This is a genomic window from Nocardioides sp. NPDC059952, assembly GCF_042730435.1.
Classification (GTDB): Bacteria; Actinomycetota; Actinomycetes; order Propionibacteriales; family Nocardioidaceae; genus Nocardioides.
In genome coordinates, this window is record NZ_JBHWLY010000032.1 from 36,833 (window position 1) to 59,764 (window position 22,932).

A 22,932-nucleotide genomic window follows, 5' to 3' on the forward strand; every position below is an offset into this window, starting at 1 on the left:
CAGTCGTGAGTTGTGGTGACGATCCTCGACGGCGGCCTGTCCAACGCGCTGGAAGCCCGCGGTCACAACGTCTCCGGCGCCCTGTGGACGGCCCGGCTGCTCGACGAGTCGCCGACGGAGATCGCCGCGGTCCACCGCGCCTACTTCGCCGCCGGCGCCGACGTCGCCACCACCGCCAGCTACCAGGCCAGCGTGCCCGGTTTCGTGGAGGCCGGGATGACCGAGACGTACGCCACCGAGCTCCTGCGTCGCAGCGTCCGCGTCGCGCGCGAGGTCGCCGAGGAGGCTCCCGGGCGCCTGGTCGCCGCCTCGGTCGGACCGTACGGCGCCTATCTGGCCGACGGGTCCGAGTACCGCGGCCGATACGGGGTCTCCGCGGCCGCGCTGCGTGACTTCCACGCGCCCCGGCTGGCGCTGCTCGAGACCGAGGACCCCGACCTCATCGCGGTCGAGACCATCCCCGACATCGAGGAGGCCGAGGTGCTCGTCGACCTCCTCGATGACATCGGCCTCCCGGTGTGGTTCTCCTACTCCTGCACCGGCACCCGCACCCGTGCCGACCAGCCCCTGGCCGACGCGCTGGCACTGGCCGCGGGCATCCGCTCCGTGGTCGCGGTCGGCGTCAACTGCTGCGACCCGGCCGACGTCCCTGCCGCCATCCAGCTCGCCACCGCCACCGGCGAGCCCGCCGTCGTCTACCCCAACACCGGGGAGGTCTACGCCGACGGCGCCTGGACCGGCACCCCTCACTTCCGCCCCGGCGAGGCCCTCTCCTGGGTCCGTTCCGGAGCCGCGTACGTCGGTGGCTGCTGCCGCGTCGGCCCCACCGAGATCGCCCTCCTGGCAGCCGAGGCGTCACATGGGTCGGCCGAGTAGGCATCAGCCTGCACACTCGACCGACGCGAGTGACGCCTCGGCCGACCTGGGTGACGCCTCGGCTAGGGCCAGGCCATCCGTACGTCGGGAGTCTTCTCCTGGTTGGCGGAGCCGTCGGTGCGCTCGACCTCGCGCAGCCCGTGGCGAGCGTAGAAGGCCCGCGCGGGGGCGTTCATCTCGAAGACCCAGAGGCCGAAGCCGTCGGGAGTCAGCGACTTCACCAGATCGAGCAGCATCGTGCCGAGGCCGGTGCCCTGGGCTCGGGGGTGGACGAAGAGGTCGTCGAGCCAGGTCGGGGTGAAGGCGACGAAGGCCGAGACGACGCCGGCGACCTCCATGACCCAGACCTGCGACCCCTTCTGAGGCGCCAGGACCTTGACCGCGAGCCACTCCCGGATGTCCGACTCCGGGTAGATCGGCGCCGGCATCGGCGCGGCCGCACGGGCCTCGACGTAGGTGCGGACGATCTCGTCGATGTCCTCGCGCTCCGCGGGCCGGAGCACGGCCTCAGTCGGAGTCGCGGATGACATCGAGCGCGTGCTGGAGGTCGTCGGGGTAGGTCGACTCGAAGGTGACGTACTCACCGGTCTCCGGGTGCTCGAAGCCGAGCTGCACCGCGTGCAGCCACTGCCGCTCGACCCCGACGCGCCGCGCCAGGGCGGGGTCGGCGCCGTAGGTGAGATCGCCGACGCAGGGGTGCTTCAGTGCCGACATGTGGACGCGGATCTGGTGGGTGCGCCCGGTCTCGAGGTGGATCTTGAGCAGCGAGGCGAACCGATGCGCCTCCAGCGTCTCGTAGTGGGTGACCGACTGACGCCCGTCCGCGCGGACCGCGAACTTGTAGTCGTACTTCGGGTTGCGCCCGATCGGGGCGTCGACCGTCCCCTCGAGCGGGTCGGGGTGGCCCTGGACCAGCGCGTGGTAGGTCTTGTCGACCGTGCGCTGCCGGAACGCGTTCTTGAGGACCGAGTAGGCGTGCTCGGACTTGGCGATCACCATCACGCCGGAGGTGCCGACGTCGAGGCGCTGGACGATGCCCTCGCGCTCCTTGGCCCCTGAGGTCGAGATCCGGAAGCCGGCAGCGGCGAGGTGGCCGACGACGGTCTGCCCCTGCCAGCCCGGCGAGGGGTGGACGGCCACGCCGACGGGCTTGTCGATCACCACGAAGGCGTCGTCGTCGTAGATGATCTTGATGCCCTCGACGATCTCGGGCTTGATCTCCAGCGGGTCTGCCTGCGACGGGATCGTCGCGTCGAGCATCGACCCCGCGCTGACCCGGTCGCTCTTGGCCACGGCCGAGCCGTCCACGGTCACCAGGCCCTCGGCGATCAGCTCCGCCGCGCGGGTGCGGGAGAGGCCGAACAGCCGCGCCATGGCGGCGTCGACCCGCTCCCCCTCCAGGCCGTCCGGGACGTGCAGCGTGCGCTGGTCGGCGTGACCGAAGTTCACTTCTTCTCGCCCTCGGACTCGTCCGCGGCGCCGCCGTCGATGGACCCGTCCAGCCCGATCCCCTTGAACGAGAAGATCACGATCAGCACCGCGGCCACGTTGATGCACATGTCGGCGACGTTGAAGATCGGCCAGTTGGGCAGCTGCAGGAAGTCGACCACGTGCCCGACGTAGAAGCCCGGCTCACGCGTCAGCCGGTCGATCAGGTTGCCACTGATGCCCGCGATCAGGATGCCGAGCGCGATGGCCCAGCCCCGGTGACGCACCCGGCGAGCGAACCAGAGCACACCGATCGTGGCCACGATCGAGAGCGTCGTGAAGACCCAGGTGTGGCCGGTTCCCGTCGAGAAGGCCGCTCCCGGGTTGCGGATGATGTTGAGCTGGAGCACCGAGCCAATCAGCTCCTGCGGCTGCCCGGGAACGAGCGTCGCGACCGCCCAGAGCTTCGTGATCTGGTCGATGACCAGCAGAAACACTGCGACGGCCGCGAACTCTGCCCATCGAACAGGGCGCACGTCGGACTCAGGACCGGTATGTGCGTCGCTCAGCGACGCTCCTCGCGCTGCTTGCATGTCATGCACAGTGTGGCACGCGGGAACGCCATGAGCCGCATCTTGCCGATCGGCTCCCCACACGACTCACAGATGCCGTACGAGCCGTCCTCGAGGTATCCCAGGACACGCTCGATCTGAGCCAGCTTGTCCTTCTCGCTGTTGACCACGGTCAGCTCGTGGTCACGCTCGAAGCTGGTCGCTCCCATATCCGCCTGGTCCTGGCCGGCGCCGTCGCCGGAGTCCTTCATCAGGCCGGAGAGCTCGGTCTCGAGAGCGGTGAGCACCTCGAGGCTGTGAGCCCTCATCTCGTGAAGCTCGTCGATGACCTCGTTGAGCTCATCCTTGGTCCACGGGTCCTCGCCGTCCTTCACCTTCAGCTGGTCAGGAGAAACGACGGTCTTGGTTGCTTTCTTAGGCACGGCACTCGCTTTCTGGTGTGTGACACGGCCCCCCGGGCCGCAGGGTGGTCAGGTTTGGCTAGGCGCTCGCCATGGCGCTTCGAACAGCCATGACGTAGGAGCTGGTATTCCCAGAAAGCTCGGGCGTCGTCACCTGGACGCGCCCGACTGCCGCGCTGGCGCGACACCTCATCGGTACAGACATGGAGTCCCCTTTCTCCTGCCGTCACTTCGCGCCGCCGAGTCGGTGCGGAGTGCGTGCCCGGAATGTAGCCCGGGAATCGGCTCTGCTCAACTAACACACCGAAACTGAACAGATATTGGTCCGCAGCGTGGAAAAACTCCGAAATCCTCTTACAGGACCCGCCTCACCTGCTACAACGCGTTTCCGTCCGAGCCGGCAGAACCTGGCAGGAAGCATCGGACGCACGCATCGGCCGGCCCCGCGATGCGGGACCGGCCGACGGAAGCCTGACTACGAGGGCCTCAGCCCTCGTCCTCCCCCAGGATGGAGCGCAGACGCTTGGGCGCAGGGCCCGACTCGTTGACGGCGGCCGCCATCACGGGCGCCTGTGACTCAGCCGAGTTGTTGAGCGCGTCGAGCTGCTGCGTGAAGTAGCTCTTCAGGCGGGAGCGGTACTCACGCTCGAAGTTACGCAGGGTGTCGACCTCGGTGGTCAGGTTGTCCTTCTCACGCTCGAGCTCGCCGAAGAGCTGCTGGCGACGCTCGGCGGTCTCGCTGTCGAGCATCTGCGCACGGGTGCGCGCATCGGCCTCCATGCGGTCGGCCTTCGACTTCGACTCGGCCTCGAGGCGCTCGGCCTTGGTGCGGGCCTCGCCGACGATCTTGTCGGCGTCGTTCTTGGCCGTGTCGATGAGCGCGTCGTGGTTGCGCGTGGCCAGCTCGAGCAGGCGCGCGGCGGCGTTGGACGCCTCCGGCACGGTCTCGACCCGGATCGTCTCGATACCGCCGGTCTGCGGTGCCTCCTGATACATCGGCATCTGGTGCGAGACCGGCTCAGGAGCCGGCATCGGCTCAGGAGCAGGCGGCTCGGGAGCCATCGGGAAGGACGGACCCCCACCCGACTGCGCAGATGCCAACTTCCCGCGAAGGTCGTCGTTCTCCCGGGTGAGACGTGCCAGTTCGGCCTCGACCTCGTCGAGGAACTGGTCCACCTCGCCCATGTCGTAGCCCTCGCGGAGCCGGACGGGAGTAAAGCGCTTGTTGCTCACGTCCTCTGGCGTCAGCGGCATGACCTCACCCATTCATTACTCGGTTGACTCAGACGTACGGACTGCACCGCCGGGGGGCGGCATCAGGTAATGCTGTCGAAACTCTAGCGCCTGTCCGTAGACATGCCAGATGCGGACCGCATCCAGGCACCTACGAGCAGGTGTCGAAGGCCTCAGCTCTGGTTGAAGAAGCCGCCCTCAACGATCCTCTGCTTGGCCTCAGCCGTGACCGAAACGTTCGCAGGTGAGATAAGAAACACCTTGTTGGTGACCCTCTCGATGTTCCCATAGGTAGCAAAGATCAGGCCCGCGGCAAAGTCGACAAGCCGTTTCGCGTCCGCATCGTTCATCTCGGTGAGGTTCATGATCACCGGCGTGCCGTCGCGGTAGTTCTCGCCGACTTGACGCGCTTCGTTGTAGGACGTCGGGGTCAGCGTGATGATCTTGGAAAGCTCTGCCACCGCAGGCACCACCGTTGCTCGTCGCCGCTCGGAAAGGTCGGCCACCGGAGCCGGACGTGACTGCTTGGACCGCACCGGCGCCTTGACGGCCTCGTGGGAGCGGGTCTCGTCGTCGTCACCCTCGTAGACATCGTCGTCGTACCCAGTGTCCTCGAGCAGGCCGAGGTATTCACCGAACCTGCGCATCGCGCCGCTCATGTGTGTCCCACCTTCCCCAAAGTATTGCTGTCCGAGACATTACTTGACAGTTGGCCTCTCTCCGAGGACCGCAGACCCGACACGTACGTGTGTCGCGCCATGGGCAATCGCCTGCTCCAGGTCGCCGCTCATCCCGGCCGACAGCACCGTCGCCTCGGGATATTCGACCAGGAAGTCCTCACGGATCCGCGCCAGCCGGGCGAACGCCTGCTCCGGATCCTCGCCAAGAGGCGCGACCGCCATCAGGCCCCGCAGCCGGAGACCGTCGGTCGCCTCGACCTCAGCAGCCAGGTCGCGTACGTCACCGGGATCCGCCCCGGCACGACCCTCGCGCCCGGGCGGGTCGAGGGAGACCTGCAGGAGCACGTCGAGGATCTGGCCACGCTCCCCCGCGCCGCGGCTGAGCCGGGGCAACAGGGAGGAGCGGTCGACGGACTCGACCACGTCGGCGTATCCGGCCACGGCCGCCGCCTTGTTGGACTGAAGCCCGCCGACGTAGTGCCAGCGCAGCCCGAGGTCGGCGCACTCGGCCGCCTTGGCCGCCGCCTCCTGGTGGCGGTTCTCGCCGACGTCGGTCACGCCGAGACCGGCCAGGATGCGTACGTCGGAGGCGGGGAAGAACTTGGTGACCACGACGAGGTGGACGTCGTCGGCGGGGCGACCGGCGGCCTTGGCGGCCACCGCGATCCGCTCGCGGGTCTCGGCGAGCCCCGCGGCGATCTCATCGGCGCGACCGGTAGCCATCAGGCACCACGCAGCCGGATCAGGGCACCCAGCGACATGCCGGCGCCGTCGCGGCGGTAGGAGTAGAGGTCGTCGGACTCGCGGGTGCAGCGGCTGGCGTCGACCGCCTCGACGCCCTCCCGTGCCAGCTGGGCGAGCACTCCGGCGCCGACGTCGAGGCTCGGGGTGCCCCAGCTCGTGGTGGCACGCGTGGCCGGCTCGACCGCGGCGATCTCCTCCTGCATCTCGGCAGGCACCTCGTAGCACTTGCCGCACACGTGCGGTCCGACCCAGGCGGTGATCCGCGTCGCGCCGAGCGCGCGCATCCGGGCGATGGTCTCGGGCACGACCCCGACCGCCATCCCCTTGCGTCCGGCGTGCGCCGCGCCGATGACCCCGGCCGCCTCGTCGGCGAACAGCACGGGTACGCAGTCGGCGGTGCGGACCAGCAGCACCAGGTCACGCTCGGTGGTGACGATCCCGTCCGCCTCCGGACGGGTGCCGCACGCCGCGTCGACGACCGCGTTGCCGTGGACCTGGTAGAGGTCGGCGTAGGGAGCGCCGTCGGCGAAGTCGGCCAACAGCAGCCGATGGTTCTCGGCCTTCGCCTCCGGCGAGTCCGAGCCGTTGACCGCCAGGTTGAGCTCGGCGTACGGAGCGAGACTGACCCCGCCGTACCTGTCGGTGAACGCCAGGTCGACGAGGCCTGCGGAGGCTCGGAAGGAGAACAAGCGAGGGCCTTACTTCAAGAAATCGGGAACGTCGAGCTCATCATCGCTGTACTGCACGCTCGGAGCGGGCTTCTTGGCGACCGGGGCGGGCTCGGCCGGCGGAGCCGCGGGCGGGGGCGTGGCCGGGGCCGGCTTGGCGGGCGCGGCGGTCGGCGTCTCCTCGGACTCCTCGGCGCGACGGGTCGCGACCGCGGTGGCCACGGCGGCGGTCTCGCCGTTGCCGGCGGACTGGGAGCCGCTGGAGCGGCCCTGCACGCTGCCGAGTGCCGAGGCGCCCTCGCGGCGCTTGGGCATGCCGCCGTCGAAGCCGGCCGCGATCACCGTGACCCGGACCTCGTCACCGAGCGCGTCGTCGATGGTCGCGCCGAAGATGATGTTGGCCTCCTGGTGGACCGCGTCGGCGACCAGCGCGGCGGCCTCGTTGATCTCGAAGAGGCCGAGGTCGGAGCCACCAGCGATCGAGAGCAGGACCCCGTGAGCGCCGTCGATCGACGCCTCCAGCAGCGGCGAGGAGACGGCCATCTCGGCGGCCTCGACGCTGCGGTTGTCACCGCGCGCGGACCCTATTCCCATCAGCGCCGAGCCGGCGTTGGACATGACCGACTTCACGTCGGCGAAGTCGAGGTTGATCAGGCCGGGCGTGGTGATCAGGTCGGTGATGCCGGAGACACCCTGCAGCAGCACCTGGTCGGCCTGGCGGAACGCGTCCATCACCGACACGTTGCGGTCCGAGATCGACAGCAGCCGGTCGTTGGGGATGACGATGAGGGTGTCGACCTCCTCGCGAAGCTTGGAGATGCCGTCCTCGGCGGAGTTGGCGCGCCGGCGGCCCTCGAAGGCGAACGGGCGGGTCACCACACCGATGGTCAGGGCACCGAGGCTGCGGGCGATGCGGGCCACGACCGGAGCCCCACCGGTGCCGGTGCCGCCACCCTCACCCGCGGTCACGAAGACCATGTCGGCGCCCTTGATGACCTCTTCGATCTCGTCGGCGTGGTCCTCGGCGGCGCTCTCTCCCACACTCGGGTTGGCGCCGGCACCGAGACCACGGGTCAGCTCGCGACCGATGTCGAGCTTGACGTCGGCGTCGCTCATCAGCAGCGCCTGGGCGTCGGTGTTGATGGCGATGAACTCGACCCCCTTGAGGCCGACCTCGATCATCCGGTTGACAGCGTTGACGCCGCCGCCACCGATGCCGACGACCTTGATGATCGCCAGATAGTTCTGTGCAGCTCCCACGGTGGTCGCCCCTTCGATCGCTGGTTGGTCCTACGGCGGTTCTTAACCCTTACCCTCAACCTGAGGGTTATAGTTATGTCAACCTCGCCGTTCTCAGAACAGTAGGCAGACGTACGTCCTCAAACTGGCGCGACACGCGGACGCGGATCAGTTGTGCCGATCTCGTGCCTTCCGGTAGGGGCGATGTGGCAGAGCCCGTCCGGAAGAGGATCAGTCGACGCTCTTGCTGGTGACCGGCTGGCCGGGCACGGAGACGTCGTAGCGGGCCACGTCGGGCTCCGCCTTCATCAACGCGACCAGCACCTCGGCCTTGGTGTCGGACTGGGCGCTGCTCCCCCACACCACACGCTTGTCGTTGCGCAGCTCCAGGGAGATCGAGTCGACGGTGGTCACCTCGACGTGGTCGACCCTCTTGGCCAGGTCGGCCGGGAGCGCCGAGGCCACCGCGGCGGCCTCGCGGAGCGCGTCGGAGTTGGTGCCGGTCACGGTGTTCACCATCGGCAGGCCCGAGGGCGCCTTCTCGTAGTCCCAGAAGACGGTGCCGGTCTCGTCGAGCGCGCGGAGCCGGCCGCCGATGGAGACGACGGCCACCGGCGTACGTTCGGTGACGTCGACCCGGATCTTGTCGGGCCACTCGCGCGAGACGTTGACCGAGCGCACCATCGGCAGCCCGTTGAGCACCCGCACCTGCACCGCCTCGAGGTCGGCGGTGGCCAGCGGCTCGCCGACCGGGACGGCCGCGAACTCGACGACCTGCTTGGCGCTGGTCATCTTCATCGAGCCGTGCACCGAGGTGCCCTTGACCTGCAGCCAGGTGGAGAAGTAGACCGCCCAGATCCCGCCGAGCAGGAGGGCGATGACCAGGGTGCCGACGATGAGGTAGCGCCAGGCGAGCCAGCGCCGGCGCCACTGGCGCCGCGCGAAGGCCTTGCGGCTCTTCAGGGTCGCCGGATCGACCGCGGCAGGCTCGTCGTGAGACTCCTCCTGCTCCGGTTCGGTGCTCGACTCCGCGCCGGCCGCGGCCTCCTCCGAGGCGAGGTCGATCTCGCGATCCCCCGTCGCCTCCAGGGCCTCGGCGATCTCGGCGTCCGCGCCCGGCCCCTTGTCAGCCATGCTCGCCTCCCCCAGCGTTACTGCTCTGCCGTACGTAGCCTGGCGAGCACCATCGGGCCCACCTCGGTCACGGTACCCGCCCCGAGGGTGAGAACCAGGTCACCCGGTCGGGCGCGGCGGGCCAGCTCGGCGGCGGCCTCCTCGAGCCCGGCGACGCTGGCGACCCGGTCCGGCGCCAGCGGCACCGCGTCGGCGACCAGCTTGCCGGTGACCTCGGGGTCGTAGTCCTCGCGGGCGAGGTAGACGTCGAGGACGACCACCTCGTCGGCGGCGCCGAGCACGCGGCCCATCTCCTCACCGAAGATCCGGGTGCGGGAGACCATGTGCGGCTGGAAGGCGACGATGAGCCGCCCCTCCCCCGCCACGGACCGGCCGGAGACGAGGTCGCCGGTGATCTCGGAGGGGTGGTGGGCGTAGGAGTCGTAGACGCGTACGCCTGCGGCCTCTCCCTTGCGCTCCATCCGCCGCCGGGTGCCGGTGAACGACTCCAGCCCCGCCTTGAGCAGGTCGAAGGAGTGACCGAGGCGCAGGCCGACCGTCAACGCGGCCAACGCGTCAGCGACGTAGTGACGCCCGGGGATCTGCAGGGTGATCCGGCCCAGCTCGTCGAGCCCGTCGACGACGGTGAAGGAGGAGGTGGTGCCGGCCAGGACGACGTCGACGGCGCGTACGTCGGCCAGCTCCGACTCGCCGACGCCGACGAATCGGCGGCCGAGCGAGTGGGCGACGTGACGCAGGTCGGCGGCGCCCGGGTCGTCGATGACCGCGACCAGGAACCCGTCGGGAGCCAGCCGCCCCACGAACTGGGCGAACCCCTCCCGGTAGGCCTCCTCGGTCCCCCACTGGTCGAGGTGGTCGGCCTCGACGTTGGTGACGACCGCGGCGTAGGGCTTGTAGACCAGGAAGGCGCCGTCGGACTCGTCGGCCTCGGCCACGAACAGGTCGCCCGAACCCTCGGCGGCGTTGGTGCCCGAGGCGGCCAGCTCGCCACCGACGGTGTAGGTCGGTGCGGCGCCCGCGGCCTGCAGGGCGACGGTCAGCAGCGAGGTGGTGGTGGTCTTGCCATGGGTGCCGGCGACGGCGAGGACACGGCGGCCCTCCATCACCGAGGCCAGGCCGGCCGAGCGCGGGTAGATCCGCAGACCCTTCTCGACGGCCGCGACGTACTCGGGGTTGTCGTCGCGGATCGCCGTGGAGACGATCAGCGTGTCGACGCCGTCGACCTGCGAGGCGTCGTGACCGACGTAGACGGTCGCACCCTCCTCGCGGAGCGCGGCGACCATCGAGGAGTCGGCGCCGTCGCTGCCGGAGACCTGGATCCCGCGGGCCAGCATGACCCGGGCGATCGCCGAGAGGCCCGCTCCACCGATGCCGATGAAATGGACCCTGCCCAGCTGCTCAGCGGGAAGGATGTGCTCAGGAACAGGCACCCTCATGACTTACCTCCTTGCACCGTCTCCAGCACGATCCGCGCCAGCCGCTCGTCCGCGTCCCGCGGCACCAGGTCGCTGGCGGCCTTGGACATCGCCTCGAGCCGGGCGCGGTCGGTGACGATCGGGGGCACGTGGCTGCTGACCCATGCGGCGCTCATCTCGGCGTCGGAGACCAGCACGGCGCCGCCGGCGTCGACGACGGCACGCGCGTTGAGCGACTGCTCGCCGTTGCCGATCGGGAGAGGTACGTAGACGGCGGGGATCCCGACGGCGCTGGCCTCGATCACCGAGTTGGCGCCGGAGCGGCAGATCATCAGGTCTGCCGCGGCCAGGGCAAGGTCCATCCGGTCGACGTAGTTGAGCACGTGGTAGCCGGGGCCGGGCGAGGCCAGCTCGTTCTTCGGACCGATCACGTGGAGCACCTGGATCCCGTTGCGGGCCAGGGCCGGGTAGGCACCGGAGACCGACTCGTTGATCGTCCGGGCGCCCTGCGAGCCGCCGGTGACCACGATCGTGGGGCGGTGCTGGTCGAGCCCGAAGAAGCTGCGCGCCTCCGCGCGCAGCGCCCAGCGGTCCAGCGTCGAGATCATCCGGCGGATCGGCAGCCCGATGTATTCGGCCTTGGGCAGCTTGGTGTCCGGGAAGCTCACCGCGACCCGGTCGGCGACCCGGGCTCCCGCCTTGTTGGCGAGACCCGGCATGGCGTTGCCCTCGTGCACGACGATCGGGATGTGGCGCCGCTTCGCGGCGAGGTAGGCCGGCATCGAGACGTACCCGCCGTAGCCGACGACCACGTCGGGCTTGATCCGGTCGAGCACCTCGTAGGTCGCGTCGACCGCGCCCTTCAGGTTCGCCGGCACCTTCAGCAGGTCGCTGCTGAGCTGGCGCGGCATCGGGACCGGCGGGATCAGTTCGAGCGGGTAGCCCGCGGCGGGAACCACCTGGTTCTCCAGGCCGCGAGGCGTGCCGAGGCAGGTCACCTCCACGCTGGGGTCCAGACGGCGCAGGGCATCAGCCGTGGCGAGCAGGGGGGATGTGTGTCCGGCGGTGCCACCACCGGCGAGGAGGGCCTTCATGATGCGTCCGAACTTATCGGTTGCGTTGAGCGGACCGGTAAGCGGCTGCCTGGCGGGCCCGATCCTTTGCCAAGGCTTTACGCTGCTTCAGCGCCGCGGCCGCCGCCGGTTCACGACGGGCGAAGCCGATCACGACGCCGAGCGCCACCATCGACGGGATCAGCGCGGAGCCGCCGTAGGAGACCAGCGGCAGCGGGATGCCGATGACCGGCAGCAGCGCGAGCACCATGCCGACGTTGATGATCATCTGGCCCAGCAGCCAGACCAGCACGCCGAAGCTGAAGTAGCGGACGAACGGCCGGTCGGTCTGGCGGGCGACCTTGACCAGCGCGAAGGCGAGAGTCAGGAAGAGGCCGACGACGAGCAGGGTGCCGACCAGGCCGAGCTCCTCACCCAGCACCGCGAAGATGTAGTCGGTGTGGGCCTCGGGCAGGTCGCCCCACTTCTGCTGCGACGCCCCGATCCCCTGCCCCAGGACACCACCCGAGCTGAGCGCGTAGAGACCGTGGGAGGGCTGCCAGCCCTGTCCGTGGAAGTCCTTGAACGGGTCCACGAAGCTGGTCAGCCGGGCAAGTCGCTCGGTGTCCGTGCTGATCAGGAACAGCACCGAGACGCCGATGATCGAGATCGCCATCCCGAAGAGCCGCCCGGGCGCCCCGACCACCCACAGCATCCCGAGCACGATCGCGAAGAAGACCAGGGCGGTGCCGAGATCGCGGCCGGCGAGGACGAGCCCGGTAGCCAGCGCGATGCCGGGCAGGACCGGCATCAGCACCTCGTGGAGGCTGTCGAGTCGGCGCTCCTTGAGCGCGTAGACGTGGGCCGCCCACAGCACGATCCCCAGCTTGGCGATCTCGCTCGGCTGGATCTTGACCGGGCCGGCCCCGATCCAGTTCTGCTGGCCGTTGACGTCGTGGCCCAAGAAGATGGTCAGGAAGAGCAGCACGCAGGCGATGACGTATCCCGGCCAGGCCAGCCGTCGCAGATGCTTCGGCCGGATCTTGGAGGCGATGAACGCACACGGGATACCGATGATCACCCAGAGCACCTGCCGCCCGACGATCGCGTAGGAGTTGCCCATCTGGGTGTAGGCCCACACGCTCGAGGCGCTCAGCACCATGATCAGCCCGATGGTCAGCAGCAGCGCGGTGCTGGTGAGCAGCAGGTAGTAGGCGGCCAGCGGCCGGTTCAACGCGACCCTGAGCGCGTGGAACCAGGCCTTGAGATAGCCGAGGACCGACTTCGGGTACGCCTTGGCCTGCTCGGCCGGGCCGGTACCGGTCTGGTCGGGGCTGGTGGTCGTCACGGCCTACCTCCCAGTTGCGGTGCGACGTACGTCGATTACATTCTCGCCGCCGCCTCGGCGTTCGCCGCGCATCTCCCCCGCGTGTCGCCCTCACGCCGGCCGAGCCGCGAGCGGCTCGACCAGCGACCTAGAGTCGGCGGCGTACGGCGTCGGCGAAGGCGTCGCCGCGGACCTTGTAGTCGCGGAACTGGTCCTGGCTGGCGCAGCCGGGGGCCAACAGCACGGTGTCGCCGGGCTTGGCCAGCGCGGCGGCGATCTCGACCGCCTCCGCGAGCGCGGCCACGCCGTCGGGGTCGTCGAGCTCGACGACCTCCAGGTCACCTGCGTGGGCGGCGAGGGCGGAGGCGATGACGTCGCGGTCCTGGCCGATCAGGACGACGGCCCGCAGCCGGTCGTGGATGGAGGCGACCAGGTCCTCGAACCGGGCGCCCTTGGCCAGCCCGCCGGCGATCCAGATCACCGGGTCGTAGGCCTGCAGCGAGGCCTGGGCGGCGTGCGGGTTGGTCGCCTTGGAGTCGTCGATCCAGGTCACGCCGTCGGCCTCGGCTACGACCTCGATGCGGTGGCCGTCGGGGCGGAACGACTTCAACCCGTCGCGCACGGCGGCCTGGGAGACCCCGTGGGCACGGGCGAGCGCGGCCGCGGCCAGCGCGTTCTGGACGTAGTGAGGTGCGGCGGAGGCGAGGTCGGAGATCTGGCACAGCTCCGCGGCGGAGGTCTGGCGCTCCTCGATGAAGGCCCGGTCGACCAGGATGTCCTCGACGATCCCGAGCTGACCCACCGCCGGGGTGCCGAGGGTGAAGCCGATGGCGCGGGCGCCCTCGACGACGTCGGCCTCCTCGACCAGGTGCAGCGTGGCCTCGTCGGCGACGTTGAAGATGCAGGCCCGCTCGACGCCCTCGTAGACGCGGCCCTTGTCGGCGGCGTACTCGGTCATCGAGGGGTACCAGTCGAGGTGGTCCTCGGCGATGTTGAGGACGACGGCGGCCTCGGCGCCCATCGAGGAGGTGTAGTGGAGCTGGAAGGAGGAGAGCTCCACGGCCAGGACGTCATAGGGCTCGGGGTCCATCACGGCCTCGACGATCGGCAGGCCGACGTTGCCGACGGCGACGGACCGGAGCCCGGCCGTACGCAGGATGTTGTCGAGCATCTGCACGGTCGTGGTCTTGCCGTTGGTGCCGGTGACCGCCAGCCAGGGGGCGGCGTTGTCGGGGTCGCGCAGCCGCCAGGCGAGCTCGACCTCTCCCCAGATCGGGATCCCGCGCTCGCGCGCCTGGGCGAGCAGCGGCGCGGTCGGCCGCCAGCCGGGAGAGGTGACCACGACGTCGACGTCGTCGGGCAGCACGTGGGTGGCGCCCTCGCCGAGGCGTACGTCGGCACCCAGGATGCCGAGGAGCTTGGCCTTCTCCTGGCGCTCCTCGTCGCCCGGCGACTCGTCGAGCGCGATCACGCTCGCACCGAGGTGGGTCAGGTTGTCGGCGGCGGCGAAACCGGAGACGCCGAAGCCGGCCACGACCGCCTTCACGCCCTCCCAGGAGTCGTTGCGGCCGAGCTGGTCGAGGGATTCAGGGTCCATCAGATCGTCGCCACCCATTCGGCGTAGAAGATTCCGAGGCCGGCCGCGACGCAGAGGCCGGTGATGATCCAGAACCGGATCACCACGGTGACCTGCTCCCAGCCCAGCAGCTCGAAGTGGTGATGGATGGGTGTCATCCGGAAGATGCGTTTCGGGGTGCCGGTCAGGCGTCGAGAGAGCTTGAACCAGCTGACCTGCAGCATCACCGCGGAGGTCTCCATCACGAACAGACCGCCGAGGATGATCAGCAGGAACTCGGTGTGCGACAGGATCGCGAACCCGGCCAGCACGGAGCCGAGCGCGAGCGAGCCGGTGTCGCCCATGAAGATCCGCGCCGGGCTCGCGTTCCACCACAGGAAGCCGATGCACGCGCCGCTGATCGCGGCGCCGAGGATCGCCATGTCGAGCGGGTCGCGCACCTCGTAGCAGGTGCCGATCTCCACGCTCGGGCGGCCGCAGCGCTGGTTGTTCTGCCAGATCGAGATGATCGTGTAGGCGGCGAAGACGATCGCTGCCGAGGCCGCCAGCAGTCCGTCGAGACCGTCGGTGAGGTTGGTGGCGTTGGACGTGCCGGTGACCATGATCCAGAAGACCAAGAGCAGCAGGGCGCCACCGAGCCAGTAGAGGATCCCGTCTCCGCCGAGGAAGTGCGGCCCGAAGTCGCGGATGAAGGAGAGCTGGTCCGCCGCCGGTGTGATGCCGTCGGCGTTGGCGAGGCCGGGATGGATCGCCACCACGCCGAAGCCGACCGCGACCAGCGTCTGCCCGACCATCTTGGACCAGGCACGCAGACCCAGGTTCCGCTGCATGAAGACCTTGATGTAGTCGTCCACGAATCCGACGGCCGCCATGCCGACGAAGAGGAAGAGCAGCAGATAAGCCGTCGCGCTGGGTGCGTCGCCGGTGAGCAGCTTGGCCACGACGTAGCCGACGATGACCGAGATCACGATCGCGACACCACCCATCGTCGGCGTGCCGCGCTTGGTGCGGTGGGTCGTCGGCCCGTCCTCGCGGATCTCCTGGCCGAAGCCCAGCTTCGTGAACTGGAGGATCGCAAATCGAGTGCCGAGCAGCGAGAACAGAAGCGCAATCGCTCCGCTCAGCAAGATCGCTCTCATGTCAGCCGGGTGCCTTCCTTGCCATGCCGTTCCATGTCCTTGCCCCCGGGCCGGTGTGCATAGCGAAGACACCGGCCCCCGGCATTCTTCCCTACGGGTTCGCCGGCTCTGCGGCACCCCGCCGTATCAGCACATCGATCACTGTGACGCCAGCGCCGCACGCACGACCTCGCGGTCGTCGAACGGGTGGGTGACGCCATTGATCTCCTGGCCCGTCTCATGGCCCTTACCTGCGACAACGACGATATCCCCGGGTGCGGCTAGGTCGATGGCGCGCTCGATCGCGGCACGCCTGTCGCCGATCTCCTCGACGCTCGCGCTCCCGCCCTCGGTGCCGTCGAGGACCTGTCGCCGGATGCTCGCCGGGTCCTCGGTGCGGGGGTTGTCGTCGGTGACGATCACGTGGTCGGCCAGGCGCGCGCTGATCTCCCCCATGATCGGCCGCTTCCCGGTGTCGCGGTCGCCCCCGGCCCCGATCACGACGATCAGCCGGGACTCGGTCAGCGGACGGAGCGTGCCGAGCGCGGCCTCGACCGCGTCCGGCTTGTGCGCGTAGTCGACCACGACGGTGAACGGCTGGCCCTCGTCGATCCGCTCGAGGCGCCCGGGGACGCCGGAGCCCTTCGCCAGGGCGGTGGCGACGTCGCGTACGACGCTCTCGTCCCCGTACGCCTGGTGGATGCTCGCCAGCGCGGCGAGGGTGTTGCTGACGTTGTAGTCGCCGGCCAGCGGGCTGGCGGCCGGGAAGACGAGCCCGTCGGGGCCGTGGACGGTGAAGCTGGAGCCGTCGGGGCGCAGCTCGACGTCGGTGGCGCGCCAGTCGGCGGTGTCGTCGTGCAGCGCGTAGGTGAGGATCGGGATGGCCGCCTCCGCGGCGAGGCGGCGGCCGTGCTCGTCGTCGATGTTGACGATGCCCAGCTTCGCCCGCTCCGGGGTGAACAGGTCGGCCTTCGCCGCGTAGTAGTCCTCGACCGTCTCGTGGAAGTCGAGGTGGTCGCGACCCAGGTTGAGGAAGACGGCGACGTCGAAGACGACCCCGTCGACACGGCCCATCACCAGGGCGTGGGAGGAGACCTCCATGGCGCACGCCTCCGTCCCCTCCTCGACCATCCGGGCGAAGAGACCGTGCAGGTCGGGAGCCTCGGGCGTGGTCAGTGGCGTCTTCACGTCCCGCCCGCCGATCCGGGTGCCGACGGTGCCGATGACGCCGGCGCGGTGGCCGGCGTCGAGCAGCGCGCTCTCGGCAAGCCGGGTGGTCGTCGTCTTGCCCTGGGTGCCGGTCACGCCGATCAGCCGCAGCCTGCCCGAGGGGTTGCCGTAGACGCGGGCCGAGAGCGAGCCGAGCACCTTGCGGGGTTTCTCGACGAGCAGCACGGGCACGTCGGCGAGGCCCTGGGCCTCCAGCTCGGCGGCGCCGGCGGCATCGGTGAGCACCGCGACCGCTCCGGCCTCGACGGCACCGGCGGCGTAGCCGGCGCCGTGCGCCCGGCTGCCGGGGAGGGCAGCGTAGAGGTCACCGGGAAGCACCCGTTGGGAGCTCAGCGTGACCCCGGTGACGCGGGCCTCGCCGCGCACCTCCAGACCGAACTCGCCGGCCAGCTCGGCCAGCGTCACCGGCTCGGTCACTCGCGGGCGGGTCGGGCTCTTCGGCTCCGCCGTCTCGTACGCACTGCTCACCTGGCGAAGGTTATCCGCCCGGCGGGACCAGGTCCCGCCGGGCCGACCTCAGGCGTGGCGCAGCTGGGTCAGCGCCGCGGCGCTGAGCTCGTGCGGCTCCTGGCCGGGAACGACGAGCACGACAGGTACGCCGGCGTTCCGCACGACCGCTGAGGTGATCGAGCCGTCGGCAAGCTGCGCGGCCCGGCCCCGGGGCGAGGAGCCGATCGCGATCGTGCGGACCCCGGCCTCGGTGGCGTACCTGGCCAGCTCCACCCCGGCGCTGGCGTGGTCGCCGACGCTGTGCAGCACCAGGCCGGTCGCGGTCACCCCGCGGGCGGCGAGGCGGTCCAGGTGGGCGCGTACGGTCGCGGCAGCCATCTCCGGCTCCTCCGCGTCGATGGCCAGCTCCTCGACGACCTCGGTCTCGCGGACGTGGACCACCTCCAGCGGCGCTCCTTCGGCGGCGGCCATCTCGGCGGCCCGGTCGACGACGGCGTCGGCGTCGAGGGTGGCGCCGACGGCGACCAGCACCGGCCGGCCCTCACCGCGGACCGGCCCGACGGGCTCGAGCGTCGGCGCGACCGGCTCGGCGGTCTGCGCCGACTCGGCGGCCGTGATCAGCCGGTGGCCGCTGGCCAGGACGGGGATCGCGATCAGGAACGCCGCGGCGCCGACGTAGAAGGCCACCGACTGGTCGGTCGCCTCGGCGATCTTGCCCGCGGCGAACGGTGCGAGGCCACCGCCGATGAAGCGTACGAACCCGTAGGCCGAGGATGCGATCGGCCGCTCCACCGGCGAGACCAGCATGACCGCCTGGGTGGTCAGCGTGTTGTTGAGGCCGACGAAGATCCCGGACAGGATCACGGCCACGATGACCACGGTCGGCGAGGAGACGCCCAGGCCGATGATGGCGAGCAGGGCGCCGAGACCGAGCAGGTTGACGTAGAGCGTCGGCGCGGTGCCGAAGCGGCGCTGCGCCCACGGCGCACCCCACACGGCGAAGACGGCGACCAGGATGCCCCAGGCGAAGAAGACCCAGCCGAGCTGCAGCGGGTCGTGCAGGTCCATCGGGTAGGGCGCGAAGCCGAGAAGGGTGAAGAAGCCCCAGTTGTAGAGCAGCGCCATGATGCCCATCGTCAGCAGCCCGCGGTGGCGCAGCGCGGCGAGCGGTGCGAGCAACGAGACCTTCTTCTCCGGCTTGGGCGTCGGTGGCAGGAAGACCAGGGTGGCGACCAGCGCGATCGCCATCAGCGCGGAGACGCCGAAGAACGGTCCGCGCCAGGAGATGCCGCCCAGGACACCACCGAGGAGGGGGCCGACCGCGATGCCGAGACCGAGCGCGGTCTCGTAGAGGATGATCGCCCCGGCGAACCCTCCGGTCGCGGAGCTGACGATGACCGCCAGGCTCGTGGAGATGAACAGGGCGTTGCCCAGGCCCCAGCCGGCGCGGAAGCCGACGATGCCGTCGACGCCGCCGGCCGTCCCGGCCAGCCCGGCGAACACGACGATCAGGACCAGGCCGACGATCAGCGTCCACTTCGCGCCGATCCGGCTGGAGACCCAGCCGACGCCGATCATCGCCACGGCGGTCACCACGAGATAGCTGGTGAACAGCAGCGACACCTGCGCCGGCGTCGCCTCCAGCTCCTCGGCGAGCACCGGCAGGATCGGGTCGACGAGCCCGATCCCCATGAACGACACCACGCATGCGAACGCGACCGCCCACACGGCGCGTGGTTGCTTGAACGGACTTGCGGCAGCTGCCCTGTGCTGGGAGCTCATTCTTCTTGCCTCTTCTCAGACATCTGTTTCGTACGCGTCGCCGACAGGCCGGCGCGTCAGGACTCGAGCACGGCGTCGACGAGCCGGTCGAGGGCGGGCAGGGCCGCCGCGATGGCCGCGCGGTCGTCCGCGGAGACCCGGGCCAGGGCAGCGTCGAGCACACCGGCTCGCTGCCCGCGCCTGGTCTCGAGGACCTCTCGTCCGGCATCGGTGACCTCCACCAGGACCGCCCGCCGGTCGGCGTCGTCGGCGACCCGGGCCAGCAGCCCCTGCTGGGTCAGCCGGTTGACCAGCTGCGTCATCGCCGGCTGGGACACCCCCGCGACCTTGGCCAGGTCGGTGACCCGCTGCGCCCCGGTCCGTGCCAGTCCACCGAGCACCGTCGCCGCGGTCGGCGAGATGTCTCCCGCGGTCGACACCTCGCGCACCAGTCGCACCACCTTCTCGAGGGCGAGCGACAGGTCACGTCCGGAAGCCATACTCACAGGAGAAACATAACATACCTATGTTATATATCGGAAGTGGGTCAACCCGGTGACAGCACGGGTCCCGTGCTGCCCCGGGCTACCAACCAGTGGGCATCTTCGAAGGCTCGGTGCCGGTCGGCGGGACGCCGTAGCGGCGCAGGGCGAAGGACATGATCTGGGAGAACACCGGACCGGTGACGGTGCCACCGCCACCACCGTTGCCGGGGTTGTGGATGGCCACGTAGACCGTGAACCGCGGGTCGTCGGTCGGGGCGAAACCGCCGAAGGACACCGTGGTGGTGCCGTCGTAGCACTTGCACTCGGAGTTGACCCGCTGAGCCGTTCCGGTCTTGCCGGAGACGCGGTAGCCGTCCACGGCGGCCTGCGGCGCGACGCCGTTGTCCGGGTCGTTGATGACCCGCTCCATCATCTCCGCGGTCTGGGAGGCGGCCTCCTCGGAGACGACGCGAGTGCGCTGGGCGGTGTCGGTGCCGACCTCGGCGCCGGAGTTGTTGGTGGCGCTCCCGGCGATGAGGCTGGGGTCGATGCGTACGCCGCCGTTGGCGATCGTGTTGAGCGCCGCGGTCATCTGCACGGCGTTGACCGAGATCGACTGACCGAAGTCGATGCGGTCCTCGTCGGCCGGGTTCCAGCTCTCCGGCGAGGCGAGCAGGCCGGCCGACTCGGTGTCGAGGCCGAGGCCGGTGCGCCGCCCCTGGCCGAAGGCGGAGAGGTAGTCGCGCAGCTGGCCGTCCTCGTACTTGTCCGCGGCCATCACGGTTCCGATGTTGGAGGACTTCGCGATCACCCCGGCCAGGGTGAACTTCTCCATGCCGTGCTCGTACCAGTCGTGGATGTCCGCGTCGCCCGAGCGGTAGGACCCCGGCACCTTGAGCCGGGTCGAGGGCGAGACGAGCCCCTGGTCGAGCAGGCCGGCGACGGTGAGCACCTTCTGCACCGAGCCCGGCTCGTAGACGTTGGACAGGGCGTTGCTCCCGCGCAGCGCCTTCGGCGAGGCCGCCGGGTCCCGGGCATCGAAGGTCGGGTAGTCGGCAAGGCTCAGGATCTCGCCGGTCTGGGTGTCCATGACCACCGCCATCCCCGACTCCGCGCGCGACTTCTGCACGGCGTCCATCAGGGTCTGCTGCACGTAGTACTGCAGGTCGCGGTCGATGGTGAGGGTCAGGTCGTTGCCGTCGACCGGGTCGACGCGGTTGTTGGTGCCCAGCGGCATCCGGGTGCCGCTGACCTGGCTGGTCGCGTCGTACTCGGCGTGGCCGTCCTTGCCCGCCAGATGCTTGTCGAAGGCAGCCTCGAGGCCCGCGAGCGGGCCGTCGTTGCCCATGAAGCCGACCAGGTTGGCCGCGACGTCGCCGTTGGGGTAGTTGCGCAGCGGGTCGCGGCTGGTCCACAGGCCCTGGTAACCCTTGGCCTTCGCGCGCGCCACCACATCGGTGGCCTTGGTCGCGACGACCTGACGGTCGATGTACTGGAACCGGCTGCCGTCCTTGCGGAGCTTGGTGAGCGCGGAGGCGTAGTCGACCCCGAGCTCCTTGGCCAGGAACGCGGCGATCGCCGGGGCGTCCTTCTTCGTCTGCTTCGGGTCGGCCAGCACCATCAGCCCGTCGGAGGAGTCGGCCAGCGCCTCGCCGTCACGGTCGAGGATCTCGCCGCGCTCGGCCGGCAGCACGACATCGACGACGTTCTCGGCGGCCGCCATCGCGGCGTACGAGTGCGGGTCGATGCCCTGCAGCTGCACCAGCCGGCCACCGAAGACCGAGAGCACCATCGCGACCAGGATGAAGCCGACGCGGAGCCGGATGTGCACCGGCCCGCGGCCCCGCCCGTTCTTGAGCCCCTTCTCAGGCCCCCTCTTCGGGGCGGGCCGCCGGGTCCGGCGCACCGTCCGCTGAGCCATCAGCGAGCCTCACCCGAAGGCGTACGCTGCTGCTCCTCGGCCTCCTGCTTCTCTGCCGCCTCCCGGGCGCGCTTCTTCTCGGCGATCTCGGCCGCCTTCTTCTTGGCGGCGGCCGCCTCGGCAGCCTTCTGCTCGGCGACCAGCACGCTGTAGGGCTTGGCGACCTTCGGGTGCAGCGGTGGGGTCGCGGAGCGGTCGGCCGGAGCCGCCTCGCCCTCGATCTTCGCCGCGGGGACCCTCAGCATGGCCGCGTTCTGCGGGACGACCATGCCGAGCTCCTTCGCCTTGGCGGCGATCTTGTGCGGGTCCTCCATCTTCTTCAGCTCGCCGTCGAGCGCCTGCTCGCGGGCGGCCAGGGTGGTCGCCTGCTCCTGCAGCTTCTGCTCCTGGAAGGCCGACTGCTGCATGGAGGTGTTGAAGACGAGCAGACCCACGACGCCACCGACGAGCAGCATCGAGACGAGCACGACGAACGGCAGCCGCGGAGCCATCGGGCCGGGCAGCGGCGCCGGGACCGCGGTGAGGCGCGTCTGGGTCTCGGCGGCCCGGTCCGGGCTGCGCGCGGGCGCCTGTGGCGCGGCGGCGATGCTCATCTGGTTGCTCCAGGGTTCGGCTTGGCTGGGTTGGCTCTTGGGTTGTCTCTTGGGTTGTTTCGGCGCTTGGTGCGCTCCACTGCGCGCAGTCGCACCGAGGCGGCGCGCGGGTTCTCCTCGATCTCTGCTTCGTTGGCCTGCTCGGCACCACGGGTGAGCAGGCGGAACGCCGGCTCGGCCTCGGGCGGCACGAACGGCATGTCCGGAGGTACGTCCAGCTTCGTCGCCTCGGTGAAGGCCCTCTTGGTGAGCCGGTCCTCCAGCGAGTGGTAGGACTCGACCACCACCCGGCCACCGACGCCGACGGCCTCGAGCGAGTCCGGCAGTGCCTGCCGCAGCGCCCCCAGCTCGTCGTTGACCTCCATCCGCAGCGCCTGGAAGGTGCGCTTGGCCGGGTGTCCGCCGGTGCGACGGGCAGGTGCCGGGATCTCCGCGTAGAGGAGCTCCACCAGGGGCCCGCTCGTCGTGAACGGGACCTTCTCGCGGCGCTTGACGATGGCGTAGGCGATCTTCTTGGCGAACTTCTCCTCGCCGTAGTCCCGCAGGATCCGCGTCAGGTCCCCCGCGGAGTAGTTGTTGAGTACGTCCGCCGCGGTCTGACCCCGGGTGGCGTCCATCCGCATGTCGAGCGGCGCGTCCTCCGCGTAGGCGAAGCCGCGCTCGCGCTGGTCGAGCTGCATCGAGGAGACGCCGAGGTCGAAGAGCACTGCCTGGACCTCGTCCAGGCCCTGGCCGGCGACCACGTCGAGGATCTCGTCGTAGACCGCGTGGACCCCTGTCCACCGGTCGCCGAAACGGGCCAGCCGCTCCCCCGCGATACCGAGGGCGTAGGTGTCTCGGTCGATGCCGATCACGCGTGATCCGGGGATCCGCTCGAGGACGGCCTCGGTGTGACCGCCGTGACCTGTCGTGCAGTCGACCAGGACGCCACCTTCGGCGAGCGCCGGTGCGAGCAGGTCGACGATGCGGTCGAGCATCACCGGCACGTGCTTCTGGTTCGTCACCGCCTCGACCCCCATCGCACGGCTT

Annotated in this window: 22 protein-coding genes; 1 reads left to right on the plus strand and 21 read right to left on the minus strand. The window is 70.0% G+C overall.

What is annotated here, in order from left to right; all coding sequences use genetic code 11:
• Window positions 1–12 precede the first annotated feature (12 nt).
• Window positions 13–876, plus strand: a complete 864-nt coding sequence (gene mmuM, locus ACFV9G_RS16070; RefSeq protein WP_378728483.1) for a homocysteine S-methyltransferase — start codon at window positions 13–15, stop codon at window positions 874–876.
• Between the two features lie 62 nt (window positions 877–938).
• On the opposite strand, the gene ACFV9G_RS16075 is transcribed toward mmuM, so the two are convergent.
• The 21 genes from ACFV9G_RS16075 to rsmH all read right to left on the minus strand — a co-directional run bounded on the left by ACFV9G_RS16075 (window position 939) and on the right by rsmH (window position 22,922).
• Window positions 939–1,379 carry a GNAT family N-acetyltransferase gene (locus ACFV9G_RS16075; protein ID WP_378728484.1) on the minus strand — a complete coding sequence of 147 codons (441 nt, stop codon included), beginning with the start codon at window positions 1,377–1,379 and terminating at the stop codon, window positions 939–941.
• Window positions 1,380–1,383: 4 nt separating this feature from the next.
• The gene (locus ACFV9G_RS16080) at window positions 1,384–2,325 is read right to left on the minus strand and encodes an RluA family pseudouridine synthase (protein WP_378728485.1); all 942 of its coding nucleotides are present in this window, start codon (window positions 2,323–2,325) and stop codon (window positions 1,384–1,386) included.
• The gene (gene lspA, locus ACFV9G_RS16085; protein ID WP_378728486.1) at window positions 2,322–2,897 is read right to left on the minus strand and encodes a signal peptidase II; all 576 of its coding nucleotides are present in this window, start codon (window positions 2,895–2,897) and stop codon (window positions 2,322–2,324) included. Before lspA ends, ACFV9G_RS16080 begins: the two co-directional genes overlap by 4 nt.
• Window positions 2,870–3,298 carry a TraR/DksA family transcriptional regulator gene (locus ACFV9G_RS16090; RefSeq protein WP_091047579.1) on the minus strand — a complete coding sequence of 143 codons (429 nt, stop codon included), beginning with the start codon at window positions 3,296–3,298 and terminating at the stop codon, window positions 2,870–2,872. The genes lspA and ACFV9G_RS16090 overlap by 28 nt, the downstream gene beginning before the upstream one ends.
• Window positions 3,299–3,763: 465 nt before the next feature.
• A complete protein-coding gene (locus ACFV9G_RS16095) occupies window positions 3,764–4,531 on the minus strand; it encodes a DivIVA domain-containing protein (RefSeq protein ID WP_229788310.1) in 768 nt (255 codons plus the stop codon).
• Window positions 4,532–4,683: 152 nt separating this feature from the next.
• Entirely contained in the window at window positions 4,684–5,169 is a 486-nt protein-coding gene (locus tag ACFV9G_RS16100; RefSeq protein ID WP_165109114.1) for a cell division protein SepF, read from the minus strand.
• Window positions 5,170–5,208: 39 nt separating this feature from the next.
• Complete coding sequence (locus tag ACFV9G_RS16105) at window positions 5,209–5,913, minus strand: YggS family pyridoxal phosphate-dependent enzyme (RefSeq protein WP_378728487.1); 705 nt, start codon at window positions 5,911–5,913, stop codon at window positions 5,209–5,211.
• A complete protein-coding gene (gene pgeF, locus ACFV9G_RS16110) occupies window positions 5,913–6,623 on the minus strand; it encodes a peptidoglycan editing factor PgeF (RefSeq protein WP_378728488.1) in 711 nt (236 codons plus the stop codon). Before pgeF ends, ACFV9G_RS16105 begins: the two co-directional genes overlap by 1 nt.
• A gap of 9 nt (window positions 6,624–6,632) precedes the next feature.
• Window positions 6,633–7,862, minus strand: coding sequence for a cell division protein FtsZ (ftsZ, locus tag ACFV9G_RS16115; protein WP_378728489.1), 1,230 nt, complete (start codon window positions 7,860–7,862; stop codon window positions 6,633–6,635).
• A 210-nt stretch (window positions 7,863–8,072) separates the two neighbouring features.
• Window positions 8,073–8,975: a cell division protein FtsQ/DivIB gene (locus ACFV9G_RS16120; protein WP_378728490.1), complete on the minus strand. Its 903-nt coding sequence runs from the start codon at window positions 8,973–8,975 to the stop codon at window positions 8,073–8,075.
• A 17-nt stretch (window positions 8,976–8,992) separates the two neighbouring features.
• Window positions 8,993–10,411: a UDP-N-acetylmuramate--L-alanine ligase gene (gene murC / locus ACFV9G_RS16125; RefSeq protein ID WP_378728491.1), complete on the minus strand. Its 1,419-nt coding sequence runs from the start codon at window positions 10,409–10,411 to the stop codon at window positions 8,993–8,995.
• Window positions 10,408–11,484, minus strand: coding sequence for an undecaprenyldiphospho-muramoylpentapeptide beta-N-acetylglucosaminyltransferase (gene murG / locus ACFV9G_RS16130; RefSeq protein ID WP_378728492.1), 1,077 nt, complete (start codon window positions 11,482–11,484; stop codon window positions 10,408–10,410). Before murG ends, murC begins: the two co-directional genes overlap by 4 nt.
• 13 nt (window positions 11,485–11,497) lie before the next feature.
• On the minus strand, window positions 11,498–12,790 hold the full coding sequence (gene ftsW / locus ACFV9G_RS16135; protein WP_378728493.1) for a putative lipid II flippase FtsW: 1,293 nt from the start codon (window positions 12,788–12,790) through the stop codon (window positions 11,498–11,500).
• Window positions 12,791–12,917: 127 nt separating this feature from the next.
• Window positions 12,918–14,366 (minus strand): UDP-N-acetylmuramoyl-L-alanine--D-glutamate ligase, encoded by a 1,449-nt coding sequence (murD, locus tag ACFV9G_RS16140; RefSeq protein ID WP_378728494.1) that lies wholly within the window; start codon window positions 14,364–14,366, stop codon window positions 12,918–12,920.
• Window positions 14,366–15,484: a phospho-N-acetylmuramoyl-pentapeptide-transferase gene (mraY, locus tag ACFV9G_RS16145; RefSeq protein WP_378728495.1), complete on the minus strand. Its 1,119-nt coding sequence runs from the start codon at window positions 15,482–15,484 to the stop codon at window positions 14,366–14,368. Before mraY ends, murD begins: the two co-directional genes overlap by 1 nt.
• A gap of 138 nt (window positions 15,485–15,622) precedes the next feature.
• Complete coding sequence (locus tag ACFV9G_RS16150; RefSeq protein WP_378728508.1) at window positions 15,623–17,083, minus strand: UDP-N-acetylmuramoyl-L-alanyl-D-glutamate--2,6-diaminopimelate ligase; 1,461 nt, start codon at window positions 17,081–17,083, stop codon at window positions 15,623–15,625.
• Between the two features lie 126 nt (window positions 17,084–17,209).
• Window positions 17,210–18,925 carry an MFS transporter gene (locus ACFV9G_RS16155; RefSeq protein WP_378728496.1) on the minus strand — a complete coding sequence of 572 codons (1,716 nt, stop codon included), beginning with the start codon at window positions 18,923–18,925 and terminating at the stop codon, window positions 17,210–17,212.
• A gap of 56 nt (window positions 18,926–18,981) precedes the next feature.
• Complete coding sequence (locus ACFV9G_RS16160) at window positions 18,982–19,404, minus strand: MarR family winged helix-turn-helix transcriptional regulator (protein WP_378728497.1); 423 nt, start codon at window positions 19,402–19,404, stop codon at window positions 18,982–18,984.
• A gap of 85 nt (window positions 19,405–19,489) precedes the next feature.
• The gene (locus tag ACFV9G_RS16165; protein WP_378728498.1) at window positions 19,490–21,310 is read right to left on the minus strand and encodes a peptidoglycan D,D-transpeptidase FtsI family protein; all 1,821 of its coding nucleotides are present in this window, start codon (window positions 21,308–21,310) and stop codon (window positions 19,490–19,492) included.
• Complete coding sequence (locus ACFV9G_RS16170) at window positions 21,310–21,903, minus strand: hypothetical protein (protein ID WP_378728499.1); 594 nt, start codon at window positions 21,901–21,903, stop codon at window positions 21,310–21,312. The genes ACFV9G_RS16165 and ACFV9G_RS16170 overlap by 1 nt, the downstream gene beginning before the upstream one ends.
• Window positions 21,900–22,922, minus strand: coding sequence for a 16S rRNA (cytosine(1402)-N(4))-methyltransferase RsmH (gene rsmH, locus ACFV9G_RS16175; RefSeq protein WP_378728500.1), 1,023 nt, complete (start codon window positions 22,920–22,922; stop codon window positions 21,900–21,902). Before rsmH ends, ACFV9G_RS16170 begins: the two co-directional genes overlap by 4 nt.
• Window positions 22,923–22,932: the final 10 nt, after the last annotated feature.